The organism is Streptomyces sp. NPDC006197, assembly GCF_040613865.1.
Classification (GTDB): domain Bacteria; phylum Actinomycetota; class Actinomycetes; order Streptomycetales; family Streptomycetaceae; genus Streptomyces.
Genome location: NZ_JBEXSZ010000149.1, coordinates 1 through 20,514 on the forward strand (window position 1 = coordinate 1; position 20,514 = coordinate 20,514).

The following is a 20,514-nucleotide window of genomic DNA, read 5'->3' on the forward strand; positions in this document are numbered from 1 at the left end:
TCACGAGCTGCTCGGACGACGGCGGGTCGAAGGGCGACAACACCGCCTCGTCCGCCCCGTCGTCCGGGAAGACGGCCCAGCCCCCCGGAGGCGCCGGCACGACCCTCTCCCCGTCCCGCGTCAGTGCCCGCCGGGCGCGTGCAGCTCACCCGAGCGCGCCACCCGGGCGTACCAGCGGGCGCTGGACTTCGGGGTGCGCTCCAGGGTGTCGTAGTCCACCCGGACCGCGCCGAACCGCTTCGCGTAGCCGTACGCCCACTCGAAGTTGTCCAGCAGCGACCAGAGGAAGTAGCCGCGCACGTCCACCCCGTCCGCCATCGCCCGGTGCACCGCCTCCAGGTGCGCGTGCACATAGGCGGCGCGCTCCGGATCGTGCACCGAACCGTCCGGACCGACCACGTCCTCGTACGCCGCCCCGTTCTCGCTGATCACCAGCGGAAGGTCGGGGTACGCCGCGGAGACCCGGGTCAGCAGGTCGTACAGCGCGCTCGGGTCGACCGCCCAGCCCATCGCCGTCGGCTCGCCCGGCGCCCGGTGGAAGGCGACCGCGTCCGCCCCCGGCCACGGCGAGTGCTCGCTGTTGCCGTGACCGTCGTCCTGCGGCTTCGAAGAGCCCTCCGGGACGGTCGAGACCACCGTCGGCGTGTAGTAGTTGATCGCGAGCAGGTCCAGCGGCTGGTGCGCCGTCGCGGTGTCGCCGTCCCGGACGAAGGACCAGTCGGTGAGGTGCGCCGTGTCGGCGAACAGGTCCTCCGGGTAGGCGCCCTCCAGCATCGGGCCCAGCCAGATCCGGTTGCCGACGGCGTCGATGCGGCGGGCCGCGTCCAGGTCCTCCGCCGAACCGGTCAGCGGACGGATCTCGTGCAGGTTGAGCGAGACCGCGATCTGCCGGTCCGCCGGCAGCGCGGCCCGCAGCGCCCGGACCGCGAGACCGTGCCCGAGGTTGAGGTGGTGGGCGGCGCGCAGCGCGGCCACCGGATCGGTCCGGCCCGGCGCGTGCACCCCGGAGCCGTACCCCAGGAAGGCGCTGCACCACGGCTCGTTGAGCGTGGTCCACCGCTTCACCCGGTCGCCGACGGCCTCGGCGACGATCTCCGCGTACTCGGCGAACCGCTCGGCGGTCGCCCGCTCCGGCCAGCCGCCCGCGTCCTCCAACTCCTGCGGCAGATCCCAGTGGTAGAGCGTCAGCGCCGGCTCGATCCCGGCGGCGAGGAGTTCGTCGACGAGCCGCCGGTAGAAGTCGAGCCCCTGCTGGACGGCCGGACCCCGGCCGGTGGGCTGAACACGGGACCAGGAGACAGAGAACCGGTAGGCGTTCAGGCCGAGTTCGGCCATGATCCCGACGTCCTCGCGGAACCGGTGGTAGTGGTCGACGGCCACGTCCCCGGTGTGGCCCTCGAAGACCTTGCCGGGGGTGTGCGAGAAGGTGTCCCAGATGGAGGGGGTACGGCCGTCCTCCGCCGCCGCTCCCTCGATCTGGTACGCGGCGGTGGCCGCGCCCCACAGGAAGTCGGCGGGGAACGAGCGGACGGCGGTGAGCGGCCGGGTTTCGGGCGCGGTCATAGGAGAGGGCTCCCAACACGGGTACGGGTACGGGGTACGTCGGTATTTCGGTACGTCGGTACTCCGGTACGGAGAAGGGGTGGGCGCGGGCCGGTCAGCTCTTGACGGCGCCGGCCGTGATGCCGCCGACGATGTGCTTGCCGAGGAAGGCGAAGACCAGCAGCAGCGGCACGGTGGAGATCAGGGCGCCGGTCAGCACCACGGCCTGGTTCACGCTGTGGTTGCCCGCGCCGAGGCCGGCGAGCGCCACCTGCAGGGTGGGGCTGCCGTCCGGGGTGAGCGCGATGAACGGCCAGAAGAAGTCGTTCCAGGCCTGGACGAAGACCAGCATGCCGAGCACGGCCATGGCCGGCCTGGCCACGGGGAAGACCACGTGCCAGATGATCCGGAAGCTGTGCGCCCCGTCCATCCGGGCCGCCTCCACCAACTCCATCGGCAGTGCTTCCAGCAGGAACTGGCGCATGAAGAACACGCCGAAGGCGGCGACCAGCGAGGGCAGCACGACCGACTGGAGCTGGTCGAACCAGCCGAGGTCCGTGATGATCTGGTACAGCGGGATGACGCTGAGCTGCGGCGGGATCGTCATCGTGGCGACCACGAGCGAGAGCAGCATGCCCCGGCCCCGGAAGGGGAGTTTGGCGAAGGCGAAGCCGGCGAGCGTGGAGAACAACACGGTGGACAGCGCCACCAGGCTCGCCACGATCGTGGTGTTGACCAGCGCCTCGCCCATGTCGACCTGGTTCCAGGCGAAGCTGAGGTTGTCCAGGAGCCGCTTGCCGGGCAGCAGTGGCGCCGGGGCCTCCACGACCCGCTCGCCGGTGTGGGAGGCGGCGACCACGTTCCAGTACAGCGGGAAGAGCGAGACGAACGCGGCGACGACGAGCAGGACGTACGTCACCGGTCCCGCGTGGTGCTGACGGCCGGCCGACTGGCGGAAGCGACGTGCGGGAGCGGCCGTGTCGAGTGTGCGGGCCATGAGGTCATCCCCCCAGCTTCGTGCGGTTGCGGCGGGAGACCAGCGCCTGGACGACGCCGATCAGGAGGAGGAGCAGGAGCATGACCCAGGCGATCGCGGAGGCCTGTCCGAGGGCGCCGGTCACCCAGCCCTTCTCGTACATCAGCAGGCTCAGCGTCTGGAACTGGTTGCCGCTGCCGCCGCTGATGCCGACGCTGCCGCCGTAGAGCATCGGCTCGCCGAACAGCTGGGTCGCGCCGATGGTGGAGACGATGATCGTGAAGAGGATCGTCGGCCGGATCGACGGGATGGTGACGCTGATGAACTGCCGCCAGCGCGAGGCCCCGTCGAGCGAGGCCGCCTCGTAGAGGTCCTGCGGCACGGCCTGCATCGCGGCCAGGTAGATCAGCGCGTTGTAGCCGGTCCAGCGCCAGGTGACGATCACCGAGATCGCGATCTGCGCCGGCCACTTGGAGGACTCCCAGTCCACCGGGTCGAGGCCGATCCAGCCGAGGAGGCCGTTGATCATTCCGTAGTCGGTGTTGAACAGCTGGGCGAAGACCAGGGTCGCCGCCGCGATCGAGGTGGCGTACGGGGCGAGGATCGCGACCCGGAAGAAGCCGCGGCCGCGGAGCTTGTAGTTGAGCAGGTGGGCCAGGCCCAGGGCCATGAGCAGCTGCGGAACGGTCGAGATGACCCCGATGGTGAAGGTGTTGAGGAGCGCGTTCCAGAAGAACTCGCTGGTCGCGAGGTCGGTGTAGTTCTCCAGGCCCTTCCACGTCGGGTCGCCGCCGAGCTCGACCCGGTTCAGCGAGAGCCAGCCGGTGTAGAGCAGCGGGAAGAGCCCGAAGGCCGCGAAGGTGAGGAAGAAGGGGGCGATGAAGACGTACGGGATCGCCTTGATGTCCCAGCGGTAGAGCGTGGTGCGCAGGCCGGCCGGGGCCGCGCGGCGGCCGCGGGGCCGGCCGGGGGAGGAGGGCGGTGCGGCGGGCGGCGGGGAGCCGGCCCGCTTCGCCCGAACGGAGGTGGCCACGGGGGCGTCCTTCCAGGTCGATGCGTGCGGTGGTGCGGACGGTGCCGGTCCGCCGCCCGCAGGCGGCGGCGGACCGGCAGGCGCCCCCCGCTACTGGTCGATCTTGTCGTCGACCAGCTTCTTGACGTTCTCCCAGGCCTTGGCCGGGTCGGTGCCGCGCTGCTCGATGTCGAGGATGCCGTTGTCGGTGAGGAAGGTCTTCACCTGGCCGTCGTAGCGGCTGATGACGGCGGGGGTGATGCCGTTCGCCGCGCTGGAGAAGATCTTGCCGACCGGCGTGTCGCCGAAGTACGGCAGCTTCGCCTCCTGGACCGCCGAGGAGAAGAGCGTGTCCTTGGACGAGGGGATGTTGCCGTTGACCGCGAACACCTTGGCGTGCTGCTCGGGCGCGGTCAGCCAGGCGGCCAGCTCGGCGGCCTCCTTGGTGTGCTTCCCGGCCTTGGGCACGGCGAGGAAGGAGCCGCCCCAGTTGCCGGCGACCGGCGGCGCGGCGATGTCCCACTTGCCCTGGTTGGCGGGACCGGCCTGGTCCTTGATGATGCCGGTCATCCAGCTCGGGCAGGCGACCGTGGCGAACTTCGAGTTCTTGAAGGCCGCGTTCCACGTGCCCTTCTCGTCGAACTGGCGCAGCTTGGCGGTGAGTCCGCCCTGGGCCGCCTTCACGGCGGTGTCCCAGGCCTTCTTCACGCCGGGGCTGTTCTCCCAGTCGAGCTCGCCGCTCGCGTTGGCGTACTGCACCGGGTCGCTGGAGACGACGGCGTTGAACAGGCCGCTCGCGGAGTCGTGGAAGGCGGTGCCGGCGGGCGCGGCCGCCTTGTACTTCTCGCCGGTCGCGATGAACTTGGACCAGTCACCGGCCCACAGCCTGCCGACCTCCTCGCGGGCGGTGGGCAGCTTGGCCTTGGCGAAGAGGTCCTTGTTGTAGCAGATGGCCATGGGGCCGATGTCGGTGCCGAGGGCGATGACCTTGCCGTCGGCCGTCGTCGCCTGCTTGACCTTCCAGTCGAGGAAGTCGCCGAGGTTCGCGCCGCCCTCCTTGCCCAGGTCGACCCACTTGTTCGCCATGGCGGTGCCGGTCGCCTCGGCGATGTAGCCCACCTCGACGGCCTGGATGTCGGCGACGCCGCTGTTCTGGGCGAGGCGCAGCTTCAGCGTGTCCCAGTACTTCTGGCCGTCGGAGACGTTCGACTCCTCGATCTTGATGTTCGGGTGGAGTCGCTCGTACTCGGCGTAGAGCTTGGCGCCGGTCTTGTTGTCGTAGCCGAAGGAACCGAAGGTCCCGATCCGCAGCGTGATCTTCCCGGCGCCCTGGCCGTCCTTGCCGGCGCCGTCGTCCCCGTCGCTGCCGCAACCGGTGAGCAGGGTCGTGCCGGTCACGACGACGGCGACCGCCGCGATCGCCGCACGGCGTCCGCGTCTGCTGCTGGAAGTGCGCATTCCACTCTCCTCGTCCAAGGTGGTGCTCTTTGTGCGCCAAGAGGCCCGGTCGGCTGATCGCGGCTCGGCGGCGCCTGCCAGGACCTGATGCAAGGCTGTGTCGCGTCCCGATGGGAGCGCTCCCACGTCGTTGCCGGAAGGTTGCTGCCTGGCGGGTGTGGGTGTCAAGACATGAACGCGGATTCGTTACCGGAAGGTTTTCCGGGGGTTTCGCGGCCCCCGGTGGGGTGTTGGGCCGTCATCTCCTGAACGCGGGCGCGTGGCGCGGCAGGGTGGCGGTGGACTAGTGTGGGAGCGCTCCCATTCGCCTGGGCGGTCATCCGGGCAGGTGAGCGGCGCGTTGTCCTACGAGGGGAGTTCGGCAGTCGTGAGCGCACGGCAGAGCGGCAGACCCACCCTGGAGCAGGTCGCGGCCCGGGCCGGGGTCGGCCGGGGCACGGTCTCCCGGGTCATCAACGGCTCCCCCCGGGTGAGCGAGCAGACCAGAACGGCCGTCGCCCGAGCCGTCGCCGAACTCGGCTACGTACCCAACCAGGCGGCCCGCGCCCTGGCGGGCAGCCGCACCGACGCGATCGCGCTCGTCATCCCCGAGGCCGAGGCCCGGCTCTTCGCCGAGCCCTACTTCCTCGACCTCATCCGCGGCGTCAGCGCCGAACTCGCCGAGGCCGACAAGCAGCTCCTGCTCACCCTGGTCCGCAGCGAGCAGGAGCGGCAGCGCTTCGAGCAGTACCTCGCCGCCCAGCGCGTCGACGGGGTGCTGCTCGCCTCCGTCCACGGCGACGACCCGCTGCCCGACCGCATCAGGGAACTGGGCCTCCCGGTCGTCATGAACGGCCGCCGCACGGAGGCCGAGCCCGTGCCCTACGTGGACTCCGACAACATCGGCGCCGGGCGGGCGGCCGTCGCCCACCTGGTGGGGCGCGGCCGGAACCGTATCGCGACCGTCACCGGCCCCCTCGACATGTACGTGGCGCGCGCCCGGCTCGGCGGCTACCGCGCCGGCCTCACGGAGGCCGGACTCCCGCCCGACGAAGGCCTCGTCGCGGCCGGCGACTTCACCGAGGAGGGCGGCCGGAGCGCCATGCGGGAGCTCCTGGACCGCCGGCCCGACCTGGACGCCGTCTTCGCCGCCTCCGACGTGATGGCGGCCGGCGCGCGGAGCGTCCTGCGCGAGGCGGGCCGCCGGGTCCCCGAGGACGTGGCCCTCGTCGGGGTCGACGACTCGCCGGTCGCGCGGCTCATGGACCCGCCGCTGACGAGCGTGCGCCAGCCCATCGAGGAGATGGGCCGCACCATGGCGCGGATGCTGCTCCAGGCCGTGGCCGGCACCCCGGACGACCCGCGCAGGGTCCTTCCCACGGAGCTGGTGGTGCGGGGCTCCTGCTGAGGAGCCTGCGTCACCACGGCTCGTACGCGGAGAGGGACTGGGTGCCGCCGCCCGGGTGGACGGCGATGAGGAGGTCCCCGTACGGAAGCACTTCCCGGGCCGGGGCCTCCAGGTCGCGGAAGACGCGTTCCTCCTCGTCACCGGTGGCGGCGTCGAAGGTGTACAGGACGTCGCCGGACCGGGAGGAGGTCTTCAGCGCCATGACCCGGCCGGCCTCCGCGTGCAGAGCGATGCACAGCATAGGGGAGCGTTGATCATCCGGGCCGCCGGGAAAGGCGTGGAAAGGGAACGGCCGGACGGGCCCTGGTGGGCTCGTCCGGCCGTTCTCCGCTTCTCAGCCGGGGGTCACAACGCCGGGTGGGCGTTCTTCAGGAGCTCCTGGAACTGGGCCGAGAACCACTTGCCCGCGAGCGGGGCGTCCGGCAGCGCGCCGGACATGCTGTTCCCGTTGCGGACGTTGCCCGTGTACGTCGGGTCGCACATGCGGTCGAAGCCCTTGCCCTCGTCGTTCGGGACCTCCTTGGAGGCGCCGTCGGACTCGCCCGGGGGCTTCATCCAGACGTACGCGTCGATGCCCGCGGCCGGGGCCGCCTGGGGCCGTTCGCCGAGGCCCGCGCCGGACTGGTTGCACCAGTTGCCGAGGTGGATGCGACGGTCGTACTTGCCCCCGTTGACGTACGTGTCGACGCTGGTCAGGGCGCCCGGACCGGTGGGCCGCTGGGTGCCGCCCCAGCCGTTGCGGGAAGTGTCGATCAGCATGCCGAGGTTGCTGTCGAAGCCGAGCGAGACCAGCTTGGCCCGCATGGCCTGGGCGTACGACAGCTCGTCGGTGTAGCGGTTCCAGTCCACCCACTTGGACTGGCGCACGGAGACGCCGTTGACGGAGTCCTCGATCTTGAAGTGGTCCTCCTTCAGGGCGCTGTAGTTGGCGGTGTTCACGATGAAGCCGTGCACGTTGGAGAGGGTCGAGCCCTCCGCCGTGGCGGCCTGCTTGAACAGCTCGGCGGAGGCGCCGAAGTTGTCGTCCCAGCCCAGCCAGCCGTGGTGGCCGGCGTCGACGTAGTTGTAGACGTTGGCGATCGCGCCGAGCTTCTTGAGCGCGTAGCCGACGCCGGTGATGTAGTTGCCGTTCGCCTTCATGACGTCGCAGTTGGCGGTGGCCGTGGGGCGCCCGGAGACGTTGGTGACCAGGTTGGGCAGCGAGTCGATCTCGACGGTGGTGACGATCCGCAGGCCCGCGTACTTGGAGTCGGCGAGGATCGCGGCGATCGGGTCGATGTACTCGGTCTTGTAGCGGCCGATCTCCGTCGGGCCGAGCTCGCCGTTGGAGGCGAGCGCGGCGCAGTCGCGGCCCGGCAGGTTGTAGATGACCAGCTGGACGACCATCTCGCCGGAGCCCTTCTGCTTCAGGGCCTCGTCGAGGTGGGCGCGCAGGCCCATGGAGGTGCCCGACCCGTTGATCGCGGCGATCCGGTCCAGCCAGACGCCGGTGGGCTGGTTGGAGACCTTGGTGCCGCCGGGCTCGGCCGCCGCCTTCGCGGACCACTCGGGGTTCACGTACACCTTGGCGCCGGCGTACGGGTTGTCGGCCTTGGTGCCGGCCGGCGGGGTGGTGGGCGGCGTCGTGGGCGGGGTGGTCGGGGGAGTGGTGGGCGGGGTCGTGGGAGGCGTCGTCGGCTCGGTGGCGCCGTTGCAGACGACGCCGTTCAGCTTGAAGGTCGCCGGCACGGCGTTGGTGCCGCTGTACGAGCCGTTGAAGCCGAAGGAGGTGGAGCCGCCCGTCGCCAGGGTTCCGTTGTAGGAGACGTTCTTGGCGGTGACGGCCGTGCCGGACTGGGTGAGGGTGGCGTTCCAGCCCTGGGTGACCTGCTGGTTGCCGGCGTAGGACCACTCCAGGGTCCACGAGGACGTCGGGTCGCCGGTGTTGGTGACGACGACGTTGGCTCCGAAGCCGGTGTTCCACTGGTTGGTGATCTGGTAGTCGACCCTGCAGCCGGCGGTGGCGGCGCCGGCGGTGGCGGTGCCGAAGACGGTGGCGGTGGCGCCGGTGGCGGTGACCAGGCCGAGGGCCGCCAGGAGGGCGGTGCGGCTGGTGCTTCTGGTGCGGCTCATGCGGGTGGGGGTTCCTTTCAGGGGATGGGGTGGGGACTCACGGGTTGAGGGCGCGCAGGTGGTCGCGCAGCCCGATGCCGAAAGCGGTGGGGGTGCCGTCGTACGAAGTGATCAGCGCGGGACCGGAGTTGCAGTTCCAGGTGTTCCAGGTCCAGCCCAGGTACGAGAGGCCGCGGTCGTCGAACCACTTCATGACGCGGTCGATGAACGCGTGTCCGCAGGTGTTCTCGCCGATCTCGCCCGCGAGGAGGGGGACTTGGGCGGCCACGGGGGCGAGGGCGGTGTTCCAGCACGTCTCGTCGGCGCAGGTGTTGAAGTTGTAGACGTGCCAGGCGGCGGCCAGATTGCCCGCCGGGTCCGTGGGGCGGTACGTGAGCCACTGGCTCAGGTCGTTGGAGTACGCGAGGCCCGGGACGAGGACGAGGTTCTTCGCCCCCGTGGCGCGGACGGCGTCCACCAGGTCCTGCATGCCGGCGACCTCGTAGCCGATGCCGGGGCAGGTGCCCCCGTCGCGCCAGCAGGACCAGGCCTGTGCCGCGGTGGAGGTCGCCCGGTCCGGATAGGGCTCGTTGAAGAGGTCGAAGACGACCCGCTTGTCGTTCTTGAAGGTGTTCGCGACCGAGGTCCAGAACGCCGGGGTGTACTGGGCGTCCGGCATCGGCTTCTGGCAGGTGGCGTGCGTGTCGGAGCAGCCCGCCGAGTTCCCGGTGTACTGGCCGTGCGTCCAGTGGAGTTCGACCACGGGGGTCATGCCGTGGGCGAGCACCTTGGCCACCAGGTCCTTGACGGCGGCGACGTAGTTCGCGCCCCGGTACTCGGGCTTGACGTTGTCGAGGCCGAGCCAGCACTCCTCGTTGAGGGGGATGCGGACCGTGTTGGCCTTCCAGTCGGCGATCGCCTTGACGGAGGCGTCGTCGACGGGACCGTCGAAGAAGCCGTAGCCCTGGACGCACATGAACTCGCCGCCGGAGCGGTTGACGCCGAGGAGACGGCGGGTGGCGCCGTTCTGGTCGACGAACCTGTTTCCGGAGACGCCGAGTTCGGGCGCTCCGGTGACCGGGGCCGGGGTGGTCGGGGGAGTGGTGGGCGGAGTCGTCGGGGTGGTCGGGGTGGGGGTCGTGGGAGTCGGGGTGGGTGTGGGCGTCGGCGCGTCCGTGTTGCACGGGGTGCCGTTGAGCGTGAACGAGGTGGGCGCCGTGTTGGCGCCCGTCCAGGAGGCGATGAAGCCGGCCGAGATCTTCGCGCCCGTGCCGAGCGCGCCGTTCCAGCTCTCGTTGACCACCGTGACGGAGGTCCCGGACTGGGACCACTTGCCGCCCCAGCCCTGACCGACTACCTGGCCGGCCGGGAAGTCGAAGCCGAGGCTCCAACCGTTCAGCGCGGCACTGTTGTTGGTCACGGTCACGGCGCCCTGGTAGCCGCCGGCCCACTGGCCGACGACCGAGTACTCCACCGTGCAGGCGGGTGCGGCCGCGGCTCCTGAGGCCGTACCCATGACGGCGAGAGCGGTGCTCGCCATCGTGAGCGCCGCTCCTGCGAGCAGCGCGGACAGACGTGGGGGATGTCGCATGAGCGAGTCCTCGCAGCGAGGGCACACCCCTGACGGTGTGCCGACTGGATGGAATCGCTCCCACTGGGTCGGGGCAGACCGTAGCGTCAACCGCCGCCAAGCAAAAGAGGAGTTGGGCAAATTCCCCGGCTTTCGGCTTCGACTTCCTCACACATCTTGACGGCGTAGGGCCCCAACTGCACAGTGGGAGCGCTCCCACTGGTTCAGAGCTTGACCACCGCACCTCCCCGCTCTTCGCATCCCCGACCTCCCGAGCCGCGAGGAGAACCACCCCATGGCACGACTCCGCCCGAGAACGCGACCACGCCGGCGGCTGACCGCGCTGGCCGCGGCCCTCTCCCTCCCCCTCGGCCTCACGGCCGTCAGCGCCACGACGGCCCAGGCCGCCGCCGTCCAGTGCAGCGTCGACTACAAGACCAACGACTGGGGTTCGGGCTTCACCGCCGAACTCACCCTCACCAACCGGGCCGCCGAACCCCTCAACGGCTGGACGCTGACGTACTCCTACGCCGGCGACCAGAAGCTCACCAACGGCTGGAGCGGCGTCTGGTCGCAGTCCGGCAGGAACGTCACGGTGACCAACGCGTCCTGGAACGGCACCCTCGCCGCGGGCGCCGCCACCACCACCGGCGCCCAGTTCACCTACAGCGGCACCAACACCGCCCCGACCGGCTTCGCCGTCAACGGCACCTCGTGCACGGGTGCCCACCAGTCCCCGGTCGCGGTCCTGACCAGCCCGGCCGCCGGGGCCGTCTACACCGAGGGCGACGCGGTGCCGCTCGCCGCCACCGCCGCCGCGGCCGACAGCGCCACCGTGAACAAGGTGGAGTTCTACAGCGACACCACCCTCCTCGGCACCGACACCACCGCGCCCTTCACCTACAGCGCCACCGGCCTCGCCACCGGTGCCCACTCCCTCTACGCCAAGGCCTACGACAGCCTCGGCGCCTCCGCCGAGTCGGCGCCCGTCGGCATCACCGTCGCGGCCGGACCCGCGCTCGTCGCCTCACCGACCCAGCTCGGCGTACGCCAGGGCTCCACGGGCACCTTCGACCTGAAGCTCTCCACCGCCCCGACCGCCAACGTCACGGTGAGCGTCGCCCGTACCTCGGGCAACACCAACCTCACCGCGACCCCGGCGTCCCTCACCTTCACCCCGGCGAACTGGAACACCGCCCAGAAGGTGACCGTCGCCGCCGCGGCCACCGGCACCGGCTCCGCCGTCTTCACCGCGACCGCCCCCGGCCACGCCAAGGCCGAGGTCACCGTCGCCCAGCTGGCCGCGGACTCCACGTACGACGCCCGCTTCCTCGCCCTCCACGGGAAGATCACGAACCCGGCCAACGGCTACTTCTCGCCCGAGGGCATCCCGTACCACTCCGTGGAGACCCTGATCGTCGAGGCCCCCGACCACGGGCACGAGACGACCTCGGAGGCGTACAGCTACCTCATCTGGCTCCAGGCCATGTACGGCAAGATCACCGGCGACTGGACCAAGTTCAACGGCGCCTGGGAGACCATGGAGAAATTCATGATCCCCACCCACGCCGACCAGCCCACCAACTCCTCCTACAACGCCTCCAAGCCGGCGACGTACGCCCCCGAGTGGGACCTCCCCTCCCAGTACCCGGCGAAGCTCGACTCCGGGGTCGCCTCCGGCTCCGACCCGATCGCCGCCGAGCTCAAGAGCGCCTACGGCACCGACGACATCTACGGCATGCACTGGATCCAGGACGTCGACAACGTCTACGGCTACGGCAACGAGCCCGGGAAGTGCTCCGCCGGCCCGACGGCGACCGGCCCCTCGTACATCAACACCTTCCAGCGCGGACCGCAGGAGTCCGTCTGGGAGACCGTCACCCACCCCACCTGCGACAACTTCTCCTACGGCGGGAAGAACGGCTATCTGGACCTCTTCACCGGAGACTCCTCCTACGCCAAGCAGTGGAAGTTCACCGACGCCCCCGACGCCGACGCCCGCGCCGTCCAGGCCGCCTACTGGGCCGACCTCTGGGCCAAGCAGCAGGGCAAGGGCGCGCAGGTCGCCGGAACCGTCGGCAAGGCCGCCAAGATGGGCGACTACCTGCGGTACGCCATGTTCGACAAGTACTTCAAGAAGGTCGGGAACTGCGTCGGACCGACCGCCTGCCCGGCCGGCACCGGCAAGGACAGCGCGCACTACCTGCTGTCCTGGTACTACGCCTGGGGCGGTGCCACCGACACCTCGGCCGGCTGGTCCTGGCGCATCGGATCCAGCCACAACCACAGCGGCTACCAGAACCCCCTCGCCGCCTACGCCCTCAGCTCCTACGCCCCGCTCAAGCCCAAGTCGGCGACGGGCGCTGCGGACTGGGCCACCAGCCTCGGCCGACAGCTGGAGTTCTATCGCTGGCTCCAGTCGGACGAGGGCGCCATCGCGGGCGGCGCCACCAACAGCTGGCAGGGCCGCTACGCCACCCCGCCGGCCGGCACCCCCACCTTCCACGGCATGTACTACGACGAGAGGCCCGTCTACCACGACCCCGCGTCCAACCAGTGGTTCGGCTTCCAGGCCTGGTCCATGGAGCGGGTCGCCGAGTACTACCAGCAGACGGGTGACGCCAAGGCGAAGACCGTCCTCGACAAGTGGGTCTCCTGGGCCCTGTCGAAGACCACGATCAACCCGGACGGCACCTACCGCGTCCCCTCCACCCTCCAGTGGTCCGGCGCGCCCGACACCTGGAACGCGACGAGCCCCGGCGCTAACGCCGGACTGCACGTCACCGTCGCCGACTACACCGACGACGTCGGCGTCGCCGCCGCCTACGCCAAGACGCTCACCTACTACGCGGCCAAGTCCGGCCACGCCGAGGCCAAGCGCGTCGCCAAGGCCCTCCTCGACGGCATGTGGAACCACCACCAGGACGCCCTGGGCATCGCCGTCCCGGAGACCCGCGCCGACTACAACCGCTTCGACGACCCCGTGTACGTGCCGAGCGGCTGGACCGGCACCATGCCGAACGGCGACGCGGTGAACTCCTCCTCGACCTTCGCCTCGATCCGCTCCTTCTACAAGAACGACCCGGCCTGGCCGAAGGTCGAGGCCTATCTGGCGGGCGGCGCCGCCCCCGTCTTCACCTACCACCGGTTCTGGGCCCAGGCGGACATCGCCCTGGCCATGGGCTCGTACGCGGAGCTGCTCGAATAACAGCCCGCCCCGCGAGAGCGGGCTCCGCGTACGACGAGGCCGGGCGGCCCTCCTCCCAGGAGGTCCGCCCGGCCTCCGGCTGTTTCCCGGGTGCCGCCGGGGCGCCCCGGCGGCACCCGCCACCAGGCGTCGTCATTCAGCGGACGGAGCGCTACGCGTCCGCGCGGAGCGCCACCTCGTCGACCACGTCGGCAAGCGCACCCCGCCGTGCGAACACCGCGCGCTGCCGGGCGGCGCCGCACCCGGCGACCCGTTGACGGGCCCACAACTCCCGCACCAGGTCGAGCTCGCCGGCTGCCGCCAGGGGCGGGGCGGCCTTCGCGAGGAGGTCCTCGACCAGCTCCACCGCCGGGCGCGGCGTCCCGCTCAGCGGGTCCAGACCGTGCCCCGCCAAGCCGTCGCGCGCCGACCGCCAGTGGGCGGCGCGCAGCAGCGCGTCGCTGATCTCCGGCGCGGGGACCCCCTGGCGGACCTCGGTCAGCAGCGCGGCCGCGAGCCCACGGAGCAACCCGGCCAGCAGCAGGACGGTGTCGAGCCCCGCGCACACGTCGGCGACCCGGACCTCCAGGGTCGGCCAGTGCTCATTGGGCCGGCAGTGCCAGTAGACCGTCCGCCGGTCGACCAGCATGCCGGAGCCGACCAGCCGGTCCACCAGCAGGTCGTACTCCGCGGCGTCGGCCAGCAGCGGGGCCGGGCCGACACCCGGCAGCTGGGCCCAGCGCATGAAACGCCAGCTCGCATAGCCGCTGTCCCGGCCGCAGTGGAACGGAGAGTTGGCGGCCAGCGACTGCAGCGTGGGCAGCCAGGGGCGTAACTGGTTGCTGAGCCGCACCGCCTCCTCGCGGTCCGCCACCTCCAGGTGCACGTGGCACCCGCACACCCCGATCCCGCTCACGGCGGTCACCAGCGGGCCGTAGCGGTCGGCGATCCGCCGGTACCGCACCTCGTCGGTGAGCTCCTGGCCGCCGCGCGGGGCCAGCGGGGCGGTGCCGGACGCCAGCGCCAGGCAGCCCGCCTCCTCGGCGGCCCCGGCCACCCCCGCGCGCAGCTCGGCCAGCTCCGCGCGCAGACCGAGCAGATCGTCGACCGGTCGGGTGCGGGTCTCCACCATGTCGGTGAAGATCTCCGGCCCGACCCGGTCGGACAGTCGGTCACCGGCGCGCTTGACCACCGCGGCCGCGGAACCGAACGAGGTCCGGCTCGTCCGGTCGACGAGGAGGAACTCCTCCTCCACCCCGATCCTGGGCAGGGCGGAGTGGGCGGCGGCCTGGTCCGAACGACTGGTCACGTTCCGAGCATACTGGTTGACGGGCCGTCAGCTCCATCGTTTCGGCGGCTTCCGTGCGCCACGGCCGGCCCGGTCGCCCGAGCCGCCCACGCCGCCGGGACCCCGCGAAGCCCGCGCCCGCTCGCCCGTGCCGACCCCGCGACCTGCGACGTTCACGCGGAAACGGTCCCATTGACGCACGCGGGCTCCGCTCCTACGTTCTCGTTCGGACATACGGCCGATGGTCGATATTTCGAACGCTTCGAGCGAGAGGGACCCGCGTGTCACTTCCCGAGCTTCCTGAGTTTGCCGAGCTTCCCGAGCTTCCTGAGTTTGCCGAGCTTCCCGAGCCCGCCGCCCGCTTCACCCTCGACCCCGACTTCACCGTCGGCCCCGTCGACCCCCGGCTCTTCGGCTCCTTCGTCGAGCACCTCGGGCGCTGCGTCTACACCGGCATCCACGAGCCCGGCCATCCCGCCGCCGACGAGGACGGGCTGCGCACCGACGTCCTGGAGCTCGTCCGCGAGCTGGGCGTCACCGCCATCCGCTACCCCGGCGGCAACTTCGTCTCCGGCCACCGCTGGGAGGACGGCGTCGGCCCGGTCGAGCGGCGGCCGCGCCGGCTCGACGTCGCCTGGCGCTCCACCGAGACCAACCGCTTCGGCCTGAGCGAGTTCATGGCCTTCCTCCGCAAGCTCGGCCCGGGTGCCGAGCCGATGATGGCGCTCAACCTCGGCACCCGAGGCATCGCCGAGGCCATGGGCCTCGTCGAGTACGCCAACCACCCCGGCGGCACCGAGCTCTCCGACCGCCGCGTCGCCCACGGCGACAAGGACCCCTTCGGCATCCGCCTGTGGTGCCTCGGCAACGAGATGGACGGCCCCTGGCAGACCGGCCAGAAGACCGCCGAGGAGTACGGCCGGCTCGCCGCCCAGACCGCGCGGGCGCTGCGGCAGATCGACCCCGGGCTCGAACTCGTCGCCTGCGGCAGCTCGGCGCGCGGCCTGGCGACCTTCGCCGCCTGGGAGGCCACCGTCCTGGCGGAGACGTACGAGGTCGTCGACCACGTCTCGCTGCACGCCTACTACGAGGAGACCGACGGCGACCGCGACTCCTTCCTCGCCTCCGCCGTCGACATGGAGGCCTTCATCGAGGAGGTCGTCGCCACCTGCGACCACGTCGGCGCCCGGCTGAAGTCCCCGAAGAAGCTCACCCTCTCCTTCGACGAGTGGAACGTCTGGTACCAGCGCAGGCCCAACCCGCACCCGGTGGAGGACTGGCAGGAGGCCCCGCGCCTCCTGGAGGACGTCTACACCGTCACCGACGCCGTCGTCGTCGGCACGCTCCTGATCGCCCTGCTGCGCCACGCCGACCGGGTCGCGGTGGCCTGCCTCGCCCAGCTGGTCAACGTGATCGCCCCGATCATGACCGAGCCCGGCGGCCCCGCCTGGCGCCAGACCACCTTCTTCCCCTTCGCCCAGGCCTCCCGGTACGGCCGGGGGACGGTCCTCGACGTGCGCGTGGTCTCGCCGACGTACCCGACGGACCGGTTCGGGGACGTCCCGCTGCTGCACGCCACGGCCGTGCGCGGCGAGGACGGCGGGGTGACGGTCTTCGCGGTCAACCGCGGCCGGAACGCGCCGCTTCCGCTGGAAGTGGCGCTGCGCGGTCTCGACCTGGGCGGGGTCGTGGAGCACAGCGCGCTCGCCGACGCGGACCCGGACGCCCGCAACACGTCCGACGAGCCGGAGCGGGTCGTGCCGCACGCGGTGGAGGGCGCGAGCCTCGCGGACGGGGTGCTGCGGGCGGTCCTGGAGCCGATGTCCTGGAACGTCATCAGGCTGGCCTGACAGGCCCTTCATTGAATCCTTTCAGAGTGGCTGCCCCGGATCGCCGCTCGAAGCGCTTCGAAAGATCCTGTCCGAAGCGTTGACGTGGCTGACGAGCGACCCTACTTTGTCCCAGCAAGCGCTTTCCTGAAACGTTCTAATGACGCGCGGAGGACGAACTGTGCGTACTCAAGGCACTGTTGACCGTCGAGGTCTGCTCAAGCTCGCGGGCGGGTCGATCGCGGCCCTCGGCCTGACCGCGGCGGGGTGCGGCACCGGCTCCGGATCCGGGGACGGCACCGTCACCCTCCGGTACGCATGGTGGGGCTCCGACGACCGGGCCAAGCGGATCAACCAGTCGATCGCCCTCTTCGAGAAGAAGTACCCGAAGATCAGGATCAAGACCGACTTCCAGCCCTACGCCGACTTCTGGAAGAAGTTCAACACCCAGGCCTCGGGCGGCAACGCACCGGACGTCTTCCAGAACGCCATCGGCTTCCTGCGCAAGTACGACGCGAAGAACGTCCTCCTCGACCTGCGCGAGCAGGCCGAGAAGGGAAACCTCCGCCTCGAAGGGTTCCGGGCCGGCCTGGAGAAGTTCGGCGAGGTCGACGGCAAGCTGCTCGGCATACCCGTCGGCAGCAACTCGATGGCCCTCGTCGTCGACCAGACCGTCTTCACCAAGGCCGGCGTCACCCCGAAGCCCGGCTGGACCTGGGACGAGTACCACGAGGCCCTCGCCAGGATCCACGACAGCCAGGGCCGGGCCGGCGACGCGGGCCCGTACGGGATCATGTACCTGTACGACCTCTACCTGCGCCAGCACGGCAAGGCCTTCTTCACCACCTCCGGACTCGGCTTCACCGAGGCGGACCTCACGGACTGGTGGACCAAGGCGTTCCAGCGCGTGAAGTCCGGCGTCTACGCCGACCCGAAGAAGACCATCCAGGCCAAGCCCAAGTCCGCGGTCACCGCCGGACTCGCGGGCGGCGAGTTCACCTGGGACAACTTCTCCGTCCGCTACACCGCCGAGGGCAAGAGCCGCTACGGCCTCGCGCCCATCCCCACCACCGACGGCCACAGGACCGGCCAGTACCTCGGCTCCCTCATGCTCAGCGCCTCCAGGCGCACCAAGCACCCGAAGGAGGTCGCCCAGTTCATCGACTTCATGGTCCACGACCCCGAAGTCGGAAAGATCATGGGCTACGACCGGGGCGTCCCGGCCACCGAGGCCCAGTACCGGGCGTACGTGCCGACCGACGAGGTCGGCAAGCAGATCGCCGCGTACGAGAAGCAGCTCGTCGAGTCCCGCGTCCTGGAGCCGATCACCCCCCACCCGGCCGGCGCCGACGTCTGCGAGGCCGCCTTCCTGCGCCTCGCCGAGGAGATGTCCCTGGGCACCCGGACCGTCGCGGACGCGGTGAAGCAGTACTTCACCGAGGCGAAGACGGCGCTCTCCTCCTGATGGCCGCCGCCGTGACCCCCGCACCCCGCCCCGCACCGCCCGGCCGGCCCGACGGGGAGGCCGCAGCGGCGGACTCCCGGCCGGACGGCGGGCGCCCGCGCGGTTCCTCCCGTCCCGGTGGGCCCTCGCGCGCTTCCTCCCGTCCCGGTGGGGCCCGCCGCGAGAACCTCGCCGGCTACCTCTTCATGTCCCCCTGGATCGCGGGCTTCCTCCTGCTCACCGCGGGGCCCATGGTCGCCTCGCTCTACTTCGCCTTCACCGACTACAACCTCTTCGACGCCCCGAAGTGGATCGGCCTCGACAACTTCACCGAGATGTTCGGCGACCCCCGCTGGCGCACCTCGGTCGAGGTCACCGGCCGGTACGTGGTCATCGGCACCCCGCTGAAGCTCGCCGCCGCGCTCGGCGTCGCCCTGCTGCTCAACCAGAGCCGCCGCGGGCAGGGCTTCTACCGGGCCGCGTTCTACGCGCCCTCTCTCATCGGGGCCAGCGTCTCGATCGCCGTCGTCTGGCGCGCGCTCTTCTCCGATGGCGCCGCCGTCGACCGCGGGCAGCAGCTCCTCGGCATGGAGGCCGGCGGCTGGATCGGCGACCCCGACCGCATCATCTACGCCCTGGTCGCCCTCACCGTCTGGCAGTTCGGCGCCCCCATGGTCATCTTCCTCGCCGGCCTCAAGCAGGTGCCGCGCGAGCTGTACGAGGCGGCGCAGGTCGACGGGGCGAGCCCCTGGCGGAGGTTCTGGCACATCACCCTGCCGATGATCTCGCCGGTGCTCTTCTTCAACGTGCTCCTGGAGACCATCCACTCCTTCCAGATCTTCGGCTCCGCCTACATCATCGGCAGCCAGGGCAACGCCTGCGGACCGGCCGACGGCACCCTCGTCTACACCTGCTACCTCTACGTCCAGGGCTTCGAGAACAGCCGGATGGGCCTGGCCTCGGCGATGGCCTGGATGCTGCTGCTCGCCGTCGGCCTCGTCACGGCGGTCCTGTTCTGGTCCCAGCGGCGCTGGGTGCACTACGAGGAGGCGGGCCGATGAGCCTCGTCACGCGTACCGGCGGAAGGGCGCGCACGCTCGGTCCGCTCACCTGGCACCTCGGTGCCCTGGCCGTCCTCGCCGTCATCCTCTACCCCGTGGTCTGGGTGATCGGCGGCTCCTTCAAACCGAACGACGAGATCGTCGGCAGCCTGAACCTCCTCCCCACCGACCCCATCACCGACAACTACCGGCGCCTCGCCGACGGCATCGCCGACATCCCCATCTCCACCTTCTTCGGCAACTCCCTCTTCCTGGCCGTCGGTTCGGTGATCGGCGTGCTGATCTCCAGCTCGCTCGCCGCGTACGCCTTCGCCAAGATCGGCTTCGCCGGCCGGGGGCTCCTGTTCACCCTGATGATCGGCACGCTGCTGCTGCCGTACCACGTGCTGCTCATCCCGCAGTACGTCCTCTTCCAGAAGCTCGAACTCGTCAACACCTACACGCCGTTGCTGCTCGGCAAGTACCTGGCCACCGACGCCTTCTTCGTCTTCCTGATGCTCCAGTTCATGCGCGGACTGCCGAGGGAACTCGACGAGGCGGCGCGCCTCGACGGCTGCGGGCACCTGCGGACGTACTGGTCGATCGTGCTGCCGCTGTGCCGGCCGGCGCTCATCACCAGCGCGATCTTCACCTTCATCAACGCCTGGAACGACTTCCTGGGCCCGCTGATCTACCTCAACGACCCCGAGAAGTACACGGTCTCCCTGGGCCTGAAGATGTTCGTCGACCAGGACGGCGTCGCCAACTACGGAGGCATGATCGCGATGTCGCTCGTGGCACTGCTCCCGGTGGTCGCGTTCTTCCTCGCCTTCCAGCGGTACCTGATCGACGGCATGGCCACATCGGGGCTCAAATGAGGGGCGCACGCTTCCAGGCCCGCTTCGCGGTCTTCGCCGAGAGCCTGCTGGTGGGAGTCTGGATCGCCGTCGCCGCACTGCCGCTGGTCACGCTCCCGGCGGCGCTCGCGGCCGGCGCGGCGCACCTGCGGCGCTGGACGGGTGGCGAGGACGCCGGCCTGCGGTACTTCGCCGCCGACCTGCGCGCGGCGCTGCGGGGCGGGGGCTGGGCGACGGGCCTCGGCTGCGTGGCGGTGTCCGCCCTGACGGCCGCCGACGTGATGCTCGTACGGGCGCTGCCCGTGCCGGGCGGACGGGCGACGGGCGCCGTGGCGGTCCTCACGGCGCTCTGGCTCACGGTCACCGTCCTGCGGGCGGCGACGGCGTGGCGCCCGGGGCTGCGCTGGCGGGCCCTGCTCGGTCCCGCCGCCCGCCGGACGCTGCGGGACCCGGCGGGTTCGCTCCTCGTCGTCTGCGGCCTGGCGGTGATCGCCGCGTCGGGTTGGCTCTCCGCCCCGCTGGCCCTGCCGGCCCTCGGCATCCTGATCGCCTCGACCCTGGCGGCGGAACACCGCCGGGCCTCACCGGCCACCTGACCCCACACCTCCGCCGCGCCCCGTTCCGCCGGGCCGATGCCCCCCCCCGTTGTGGGCAATCGTTCCGCTGGGGCGGAACGGGTGGGCACAACGGAACGGCGCCCCTTGCCGGGCCTAGGCTCCCGCGCCCTGACCCGCACCGGGTTGCGCGCCGCGCTCGTGGTGCGGGTCCAGGCGCGGAACGCGGAGGCGCCGCTGAAGGCGCCGTCCCGTGTGCCCACCCGTCCCGCCCCAGCG

At 71.0% G+C, this 20,514-nt stretch carries 15 protein-coding genes; 7 read left to right on the forward strand and 8 right to left on the reverse strand.

Going from position 1 to position 20,514, the window contains the following annotated elements; translation table 11 throughout:
• Positions 1-120: 120 nt before the first annotated feature.
• From ABZ318_RS32545 to ABZ318_RS32560, 4 genes are all read right to left on the reverse strand, one after another.
• On the reverse strand, positions 121-1,563 hold the full coding sequence (locus ABZ318_RS32545) for a GH1 family beta-glucosidase (protein WP_356906040.1): 1,443 nt from the start codon (positions 1,561-1,563) through the stop codon (positions 121-123).
• Positions 1,564-1,657: 94 nt separating this feature from the next.
• Complete coding sequence (locus tag ABZ318_RS32550) at positions 1,658-2,539, reverse strand: carbohydrate ABC transporter permease (RefSeq protein ID WP_356906041.1); 882 nt, start codon at positions 2,537-2,539, stop codon at positions 1,658-1,660.
• Between the two features lie 4 nt (positions 2,540-2,543).
• Positions 2,544-3,551, reverse strand: coding sequence for a sugar ABC transporter permease (locus ABZ318_RS32555; protein WP_356906042.1), 1,008 nt, complete (start codon positions 3,549-3,551; stop codon positions 2,544-2,546).
• A 90-nt stretch (positions 3,552-3,641) separates the two neighbouring features.
• Positions 3,642-4,988: an ABC transporter substrate-binding protein gene (locus ABZ318_RS32560; RefSeq protein WP_356906043.1), complete on the reverse strand. Its 1,347-nt coding sequence runs from the start codon at positions 4,986-4,988 to the stop codon at positions 3,642-3,644.
• A 367-nt stretch (positions 4,989-5,355) separates the two neighbouring features.
• On the opposite strand from ABZ318_RS32560, the gene ABZ318_RS32565 reads away from it, so the two are divergent.
• Entirely contained in the window at positions 5,356-6,375 is a 1,020-nt protein-coding gene (locus ABZ318_RS32565; RefSeq protein WP_356906044.1) for a LacI family DNA-binding transcriptional regulator, read from the forward strand.
• Between the two features lie 10 nt (positions 6,376-6,385).
• Here ABZ318_RS32565 and ABZ318_RS32570 read toward each other — a convergent pair whose 3' ends face one another.
• The 3 genes from ABZ318_RS32570 to ABZ318_RS32580 form a co-directional block, all read right to left on the reverse strand.
• Entirely contained in the window at positions 6,386-6,616 is a 231-nt protein-coding gene (locus tag ABZ318_RS32570; RefSeq protein ID WP_356906045.1) for a hypothetical protein, read from the reverse strand.
• Between the two features lie 104 nt (positions 6,617-6,720).
• Positions 6,721-8,487: a glycoside hydrolase family 6 protein gene (locus ABZ318_RS32575; protein WP_356906046.1), complete on the reverse strand. Its 1,767-nt coding sequence runs from the start codon at positions 8,485-8,487 to the stop codon at positions 6,721-6,723.
• Between the two features lie 37 nt (positions 8,488-8,524).
• The gene (locus ABZ318_RS32580; RefSeq protein WP_356906047.1) at positions 8,525-10,057 is read right to left on the reverse strand and encodes a cellulase family glycosylhydrolase; all 1,533 of its coding nucleotides are present in this window, start codon (positions 10,055-10,057) and stop codon (positions 8,525-8,527) included.
• A 274-nt stretch (positions 10,058-10,331) separates the two neighbouring features.
• On the opposite strand from ABZ318_RS32580, the gene ABZ318_RS32585 reads away from it, so the two are divergent.
• Positions 10,332-13,244 carry a glycoside hydrolase family 48 protein gene (locus ABZ318_RS32585; protein WP_356906048.1) on the forward strand — a complete coding sequence of 971 codons (2,913 nt, stop codon included), beginning with the start codon at positions 10,332-10,334 and terminating at the stop codon, positions 13,242-13,244.
• Positions 13,245-13,395: 151 nt separating this feature from the next.
• Here the strand turns inward: ABZ318_RS32585 and ABZ318_RS32590 are convergent, their stop codons facing one another.
• Positions 13,396-14,532 (reverse strand): glutamate--cysteine ligase, encoded by a 1,137-nt coding sequence (locus tag ABZ318_RS32590; protein WP_356906049.1) that lies wholly within the window; start codon positions 14,530-14,532, stop codon positions 13,396-13,398.
• A 260-nt stretch (positions 14,533-14,792) separates the two neighbouring features.
• Here ABZ318_RS32590 and ABZ318_RS32595 point away from each other — a divergent pair, with 260 nt between their 5' ends.
• The 5 genes from ABZ318_RS32595 (at position 14,793) to ABZ318_RS32615 (ending at position 20,277) form a co-directional block, all read left to right on the forward strand.
• Positions 14,793-16,361 carry an alpha-N-arabinofuranosidase gene (locus ABZ318_RS32595; protein ID WP_356906050.1) on the forward strand — a complete coding sequence of 523 codons (1,569 nt, stop codon included), beginning with the start codon at positions 14,793-14,795 and terminating at the stop codon, positions 16,359-16,361.
• A gap of 139 nt (positions 16,362-16,500) precedes the next feature.
• On the forward strand, positions 16,501-17,805 hold the full coding sequence (locus ABZ318_RS32600) for an extracellular solute-binding protein (protein WP_356906051.1): 1,305 nt from the start codon (positions 16,501-16,503) through the stop codon (positions 17,803-17,805).
• The gene (locus ABZ318_RS32605) at positions 17,805-18,845 is read left to right on the forward strand and encodes a sugar ABC transporter permease (RefSeq protein ID WP_356906052.1); all 1,041 of its coding nucleotides are present in this window, start codon (positions 17,805-17,807) and stop codon (positions 18,843-18,845) included. Before ABZ318_RS32600 ends, ABZ318_RS32605 begins: the two co-directional genes overlap by 1 nt.
• Positions 18,842-19,702 carry a carbohydrate ABC transporter permease gene (locus ABZ318_RS32610; protein ID WP_356906053.1) on the forward strand — a complete coding sequence of 287 codons (861 nt, stop codon included), beginning with the start codon at positions 18,842-18,844 and terminating at the stop codon, positions 19,700-19,702. The genes ABZ318_RS32605 and ABZ318_RS32610 overlap by 4 nt, the downstream gene beginning before the upstream one ends.
• Positions 19,699-20,277 carry a hypothetical protein gene (locus ABZ318_RS32615; RefSeq protein WP_356906054.1) on the forward strand — a complete coding sequence of 193 codons (579 nt, stop codon included), beginning with the start codon at positions 19,699-19,701 and terminating at the stop codon, positions 20,275-20,277. The genes ABZ318_RS32610 and ABZ318_RS32615 overlap by 4 nt, the downstream gene beginning before the upstream one ends.
• Positions 20,278-20,514 lie beyond the last annotated feature (237 nt).